Below are 5,911 nucleotides of genomic sequence, written 5' to 3' on the forward strand. Positions count from 1 at the left end.
GCGTAGGAACCGTCCTCGTCGGTGATGGCGCGGCCGCAGCCACCGAAATTCGGGTCGAGGGCGGCGATGTAGCCCTCCTTCTTGTGGCGGTAACGGCCGCCGGCATTGGCCTGCCAGAACTCGAGCAGCGCCCCCGGCACCCCCTTGCCGCGCTCGTCGAGCACGCGTCCATAAACAATGATGCGTTCGCCAATCGCGCTCTCACCTGCTTTGGCGAAGTTATGGATCAGGTCGTTGTCGAGTTCACCCAGCATGTTGTGGCCGAAGACCGGACCGGTGATCTCGGAAATGGTGTTGTCGAGCGACAGGAGCGCTTTTTGCGGCGAGCGCAGCACCGAGGTCTTGTAGGTCGGCGTGAAGGCCGGCGGGTGCCAGTCGCGGTCGCGCTGGAAAAAGGCGCCCGTCTCGGGCTTGCGGTGGGAACTGGGATCAGTGGTCATCGGACTTGCCTGCATCCATTTCGGCGAAGACGTGCTTGGCGATCTTGATGGCGCGATTGGCCGCCGGCACGCCTGCGTAGATCGCCACGTGCAGGAAGGCCTCACAGATGTCTTCGCGCGACGCCCCGGTGTTGACGGTGGCGCGCACATGCATCGCCACCTCCTCGTCATGGCCGAGCGCTGCCAGCAGCGCCAGCGTGACCATTGAGCGCTCGCGTTTGCTCCAGGTCGGGCGCGCCCACACCGTGCCCCAGGCGGCCTCGGTGATCAGCTCCTGGAACGGCCGGTCGAAATCGGTCGAGGCCGTTTCGGCGCGGTCGACATGGGCATCGCCGAGCACGGAGCGTCGAACGGCGAGACCTTCGCGATACCTGGTCGAGGCTGGCGCCGATGGGTTCATTGTCAGTTCACTCCAGTGGAAGGCGGGCAACGAAGCGCCGCATGAGGGCGACCAGCGCTTCCGGCTGCTCGACACAAGGGATGTGGCCGGCGCCGTCGATGATCTTGAAACGCGAACCCGGGATGAGATCGGCCATCGAGCGCACCAGTGCCGGCGGCGTCGAGCCGTCCTGGTCGCCGACGACGCAAAGGGTCGGCACCGATATCGCCTTGGCGGCTTCGGTGTAGTCGGCGTCGCGCAGCGCAGCACAGGTTCCGGCGTAGCCGGCGAGCGGCTGGCGCACCAGCATGTTGCGGTAGCCGGTCAGGTCAGCCCCACGCTTTTCATGGAATTCCGGCGTGAACCACAGCTTGAGGACGCCATCGGCAATGGGGCCGATCCCGTCCTTTTCGACAGCGGCGATGCGGGTGTTCCAGGATTCGGTCGTGCCGATCTTGTGGGCGGTATCGCAAAGGATGAGCGCGCTCACCAGATCGGGGCGCCTGGCATAAAGGCCCTGCGCGATCAGCCCGCCGACCGACAGGCCGCAGATGATGGCGTTCTTGACCTTGAGATGATCGAGCAGGCCAGCGAGATCGCCGACATGGTCGTCCATCGAATAGGGAGCCGTGCCGATGTCGGATAGACCATGGCCGCGCTTGTCATAGGTGACGATGGGAAAATCGCCGGCAAGGCGGACGATGACGTCGCGCCAGATGCGGAAATCAGTGCCCAGCGAATTGGCGAAGACGATGACCGGCTTGTCCGCGGGCCCGCCGATGAGCTGGTGGTGCAGCGTGATGCCGCCGATGTCTGTGAACTGCACTCGATTTCTCCTCGTGATGACAGTGAATGAGTTGTTTGGTTTGGTAAAATGATATTTTGTGGCCTTCTCTTAACTGCTGGGTTATGAAAAGCCATGATCGAAAGCCGTGTCAGGTTCCGCCACCTCCAGACTTTCCTAGAAGTCGCGCGCCAGAAAAGCGTGGTCAAGGCGGCCGGGCTTTTGAATGTCAGCCAGCCGGCGGTGACCAAGACGATCCGCGAACTGGAAGAAGCGCTCGGCGTTTCGGTGTTCGAGCGCGACGGACGCGGCATCAAGATCACCCGCTCGGGCGAAGTGTTCATGCAGCATGCCGGCATGGCGATCACTGCGCTCAGGCAAGGCATCGATTCGGTTGCCAATTCACGCGCCGAAGGCGCTCCACCGATCCGCATCGGCGCGCTGCCGACGGTTTCAGCGCATATCATGCCGCGCGCGATGACCCTTTTCCTCAGCGAAAATACCGGCGGCACGATCAAGATCGTCACCGGCGAGAACGCGGTGCTGCTTGAACAGCTCAGGCTCGGCGAACTCGACCTCGTTGTCGGACGCCTGGCGGCACCCGAGAAGATGACCGGCTTTTTCTTCGAACACCTCTATTCCGAGCAGGTGGTGTTTGTGGTGCGCGCCGGCCACCCGCTGCTCAAGGCAGACCAGGACGTGTTCGAGCGGCTGAGCGAATTTCCGCTTTTGATGCCGACACGCGGCTCGATCATCCGGCCCTTTGTCGAACGTTTCTTCATCACCAATGGCGTAGCCTCGATCCCAACCGAGATCGAGACGGTTTCGGACGCCTTCGGCCGCGCCTTCGTACGCCAGAGCGACGCGGTGTGGATCATCTCGCACGGTGTTGTCAGCGACGACATCAAGGCCGGCACGCTGAAGATGCTGCCGGTCGACACCTCGGAGACACGCGGGCCGGTGGGGCTGACCATGCGCACCGACACGCAGCCCTCGCCCGCGTTTTCGATCCTGCTCAAGACCATTCGCGAGGCAGCCGCCGAGCGCGGCTGAAAGCGGCCGCCATTCGTCGTGCCCCCTCGCAATGGGGGGATGCATCCGCTACATACGCTTCAAGCTTGGAATGAGGATGAGATGGCCGAGAAAACCGAAGGGCGAAAGACGATCGTATTGACCGGAGCCAGCCGCGGTATCGGCCATGCGACGGTGAAGCGCTTTTCGCGCGAAGGCTGGCGCGTCATCACCTGCTCGCGCCAGGCATTTTCCGACGACTGCCCGTGGCCAGCCGGCCCGGACGATCACATCAAGGTCGACCTCGCCGACCAGGGCGACGTCGGCAGCGCTGTTTCGGAAATCCGCCAGCGGCTGGAAAAAGAAGGCGGCATGCTGCACGCATTGGTCAACAATGCCGGCATTTCGCCCAAGCACCAGGGCGGCGGCCGGATGAACTCGATAGACACGCCGATGCATGTCTGGCGCGACGTGTATCAGGTCAATTTGCTGGCCCCGATCATGCTCGCGCGCGGCCTGTTCAAGGAACTGGCGGCGGCAAAAGGTTCGGTGGTCAACGTGACCTCGATCGCTGGAACCCGCGTTCATCCTTTCGCCGGCACTGCCTATGCGACGTCCAAGGCGGCACTTGGCGCGCTGACGCGCGAGATGGCGGCCGACTTCGGCCCGCACGGCATCCGCGTCAATGCGATCGCGCCCGGCGAGATCGACACAGCGATCCTGTCACCCGGCACCGACAAGATCGTCGAGACCATCCCGATGCGCCGGCTGGGCCTGACCTCCGAGGTCGCGGACATCATCTATTTCTTGTGCTCGGGCCAGGCGTCCTACGTCACCGGCTCCGAAATCCACATCAATGGCGGCCAACACGTCTGAGCACTTTGTAGTCCGACAGAACGAAAACGCCCGCCGGATCGCTCCGGCGGGCGTTTTGATTTGGTGGCCTGAGATCAGGCCTTGATCTGCTTGGCTGCCTGATCGAGCGACAGTTCGACCGCATCAAAGATGGTGTCGACCTGCTTTTCGTTGATGATCAGCGGCGGGCAGAAGGCCAGCGCGTCGCCCATGTTGCGGGAGATGACGCCGTTCTGCTGCAGGATGCCGTTGACGAGGCCGCCGAGCGCGCCGGCGTTGCCCCATGGCGCCTTGGTCGCCTTGTCGGTGACCAATTCGATGGCGCCGATCAGCGCGACACCGCGGACTTCGCCGATGAGATCGTGCGAGGTCAGTTCGCCCAGACGCTTTTGCATGTGGGCGCCGACTTCGCGGGCGTTGTCGACCAGGTTGCGCTCTTCGATGATGTTGATATTTTCGATCGCGACGGCCGCAGCGACTGGGTGGCCGCCAGCGGTGAAGCCATGGCCGAAAGTGCCGATACGGTTGCTCTCGTCGGCGATCGGCTCGAACACCTTGTCATTGATCAGCATGGCCGAAATCGGCAGGTAGGACGACGAGATCTGCTTCGACATGACCATGATGTCGGGCTTCATGGCGTAGGTTTCGGTGCCGAACATCTTGCCGGTGCGGCCGAAACCGCAGATGACTTCGTCGGCGACGAGCAGAATGTCGTATTTCTGCAGAACGGCCTGGATCTTCTCCCAGTAGCCGGCCGGCGGCACGACGACGCCACCCGCACCCATGACCGGTTCGCCAAAGAAGGCGGCAATGGTCTCGGGGCCTTCGGCCAGGATCAGCTTTTCGAGATCGTCAGCCAACCGCGTCGAGAATTCCTGCTCCGTTTCGCCTGGCAGCGCCTCGCGCCAGTGGTGCGGCGACGAGGTGTGCAACACGTTGGCGATCGGCAGGTCGAAGGACAGGTGGTTGTTGGGCAGGCCGGTGAGGCTGGCCGAAGCGATGGTGACGCCGTGATAGGCACGCTTGCGGGAGATGATCTTCTTGCGCTGCGGCTGGCCGAGCGCATTGGAGCGGAACCAGATCATCTTCATGGCCGTGTCATTGGCCTCGGATCCGGAATTGGTGAAGAACGCCTTGCTCATCGGCACCGGCGCCATGGTGACCAGCTTCTCAGCCAGGTCGATCAGTGGCGAGTGACCCTTGTGGGTGAAGTTGTGGTAGAAGGGCAGCTTGGACATCTGCTTGGTTGCGGCATCGACAAGGCGCTGCTCGGAGAAGCCGACGCCGACGCTCCACAGGCCCGACATCGCCTCGATGTAGCGCTTGCCCGAAATGTCCTCGACATAGATGCCGTCGCCTTTTTCGATGATCAGCGGGCCGACTTCCTGATGCCGGCGGGCATTGGTGTAGGCGTGCATGTGGTATTTCTTGTCGCGCGCCTCGGGCGAATTGGGCTGGCTGTCCATGATGAGTTCCTCTGCTCGGGTGGCTTTCGCGGGCGTGCTTGCTATCCGCGTTCAATCGATCCGGCCAGTCCATGGCCGCTCTTGCAAAATCCGAATTTTGCTGTTTGATGCATCATGTTTTTCCGACACAGGACTGTCAAGGGCCAGCGCAGGCCCGCAAGCAGGCCACGCCTGTCGGCAGGATCGGGCAGCGATGAACGAGAATTTCGGCCTACAGGTGGTGGAACACGACAATCTCGGCGAGATTGTCTACGCCCAGCTGTCTGACGCGCTGATCAAGGGGCGCTTTGCGCCAGACGCCCGGCTGACCATTCGCGATCTCGCGCAATCGCTCGGCACCTCCGTGACACCGGTGCGCGACGCCATCCTGCGGCTGATCCAGGACGAGGCGCTTGTGCAGAAATCGGCGCGCGAGGTGCGCGTGCCTGTGATGACGCTGGAGCGCTATCTCGAAATCCGCCAGATCAGGATGAAGCTCGAGGGGTTGGCCGCCCGCGAGGCAGCACTCAAGGCCGAGGCCAAGGACATAGCCCGCCTGCGCGACCTGATAATGCGCAACGAACAGGCAATCGCCTCCCAGGACTGGGCGACAGCGCTCGAACTCAACCAGACCTTCCATTTCGCCCTTGCCCAGATCGCCAACATGACGGTGCTGCGCGGCATCCTCAACCGGCTGTGGCTGCAGATGGGGCCGATGATCGCGGCGTCGTACGAGCACGGCGGACGGGCGATGATCGACCAGCATCATGTGATCCTCGCCGCCATCGAAGCCCGCGACGCCGACAAGGCCGAACGCGCCATCGTCGACGATATCAGGGGCGCAAGCTCATTCATCATCGACCAGCTCGCCGCTCTGAAGCCGGCCGGGAGTGCCGCCTGAGATGGACACGGTAGACTGCATCATCGCCGGCGCCGGAGTCATCGGCCTTGCCGTTGCGCGCGAACTTAGCCGGCTTGGCATGGAAACTGTTATCAT

At 62.8% G+C, this 5,911-nt stretch carries 7 protein-coding genes; 3 read left to right on the forward strand and 4 right to left on the reverse strand.

Annotated features, from left to right (window positions below):
• The 3 genes from AC1DUU_RS20950 to pcaD all read right to left on the reverse strand — a co-directional run.
• A partial coding sequence (locus AC1DUU_RS20950) for a dioxygenase family protein (protein WP_476785324.1) occupies window positions 1-440 on the reverse strand: 440 nt, incomplete at its 3' end.
• Window positions 430-840 (reverse strand): 4-carboxymuconolactone decarboxylase, encoded by a 411-nt coding sequence (pcaC, locus tag AC1DUU_RS20955; protein WP_476785325.1) that lies wholly within the window; start codon window positions 838-840, stop codon window positions 430-432. The genes AC1DUU_RS20950 and pcaC, both read right to left, overlap by 11 nt.
• A 7-nt stretch (window positions 841-847) precedes the next feature.
• A complete protein-coding gene (pcaD, locus tag AC1DUU_RS20960; protein WP_476785326.1) occupies window positions 848-1,645 on the reverse strand; it encodes a 3-oxoadipate enol-lactonase in 798 nt (265 codons plus the stop codon).
• Window positions 1,646-1,738: 93 nt separating this feature from the next.
• Between pcaD and pcaQ the strand changes: the two genes are divergently transcribed.
• Together pcaQ and AC1DUU_RS20970 are read left to right on the forward strand one after the other, a co-directional pair.
• On the forward strand, window positions 1,739-2,656 hold the full coding sequence (pcaQ, locus tag AC1DUU_RS20965; RefSeq protein WP_476785327.1) for a pca operon transcription factor PcaQ: 918 nt from the start codon (window positions 1,739-1,741) through the stop codon (window positions 2,654-2,656).
• An 81-nt stretch (window positions 2,657-2,737) separates the two neighbouring features.
• The gene (locus tag AC1DUU_RS20970) at window positions 2,738-3,490 is read left to right on the forward strand and encodes an SDR family NAD(P)-dependent oxidoreductase (RefSeq protein ID WP_476785328.1); all 753 of its coding nucleotides are present in this window, start codon (window positions 2,738-2,740) and stop codon (window positions 3,488-3,490) included.
• A 74-nt stretch (window positions 3,491-3,564) separates the two neighbouring features.
• Here the strand turns inward: AC1DUU_RS20970 and AC1DUU_RS20975 are convergent, their stop codons facing one another.
• The gene (locus AC1DUU_RS20975; protein WP_476785329.1) at window positions 3,565-4,935 is read right to left on the reverse strand and encodes an aspartate aminotransferase family protein; all 1,371 of its coding nucleotides are present in this window, start codon (window positions 4,933-4,935) and stop codon (window positions 3,565-3,567) included.
• Window positions 4,936-5,128: 193 nt separating this feature from the next.
• Here AC1DUU_RS20975 and AC1DUU_RS20980 point away from each other — a divergent pair, with 193 nt between their 5' ends.
• Window positions 5,129-5,815: a GntR family transcriptional regulator gene (locus AC1DUU_RS20980; RefSeq protein WP_476785330.1), complete on the forward strand. Its 687-nt coding sequence runs from the start codon at window positions 5,129-5,131 to the stop codon at window positions 5,813-5,815.
• Window positions 5,816-5,911: the final 96 nt, after the last annotated feature.

This window comes from Aminobacter sp. P4_H6_2 (assembly GCF_056400805.1).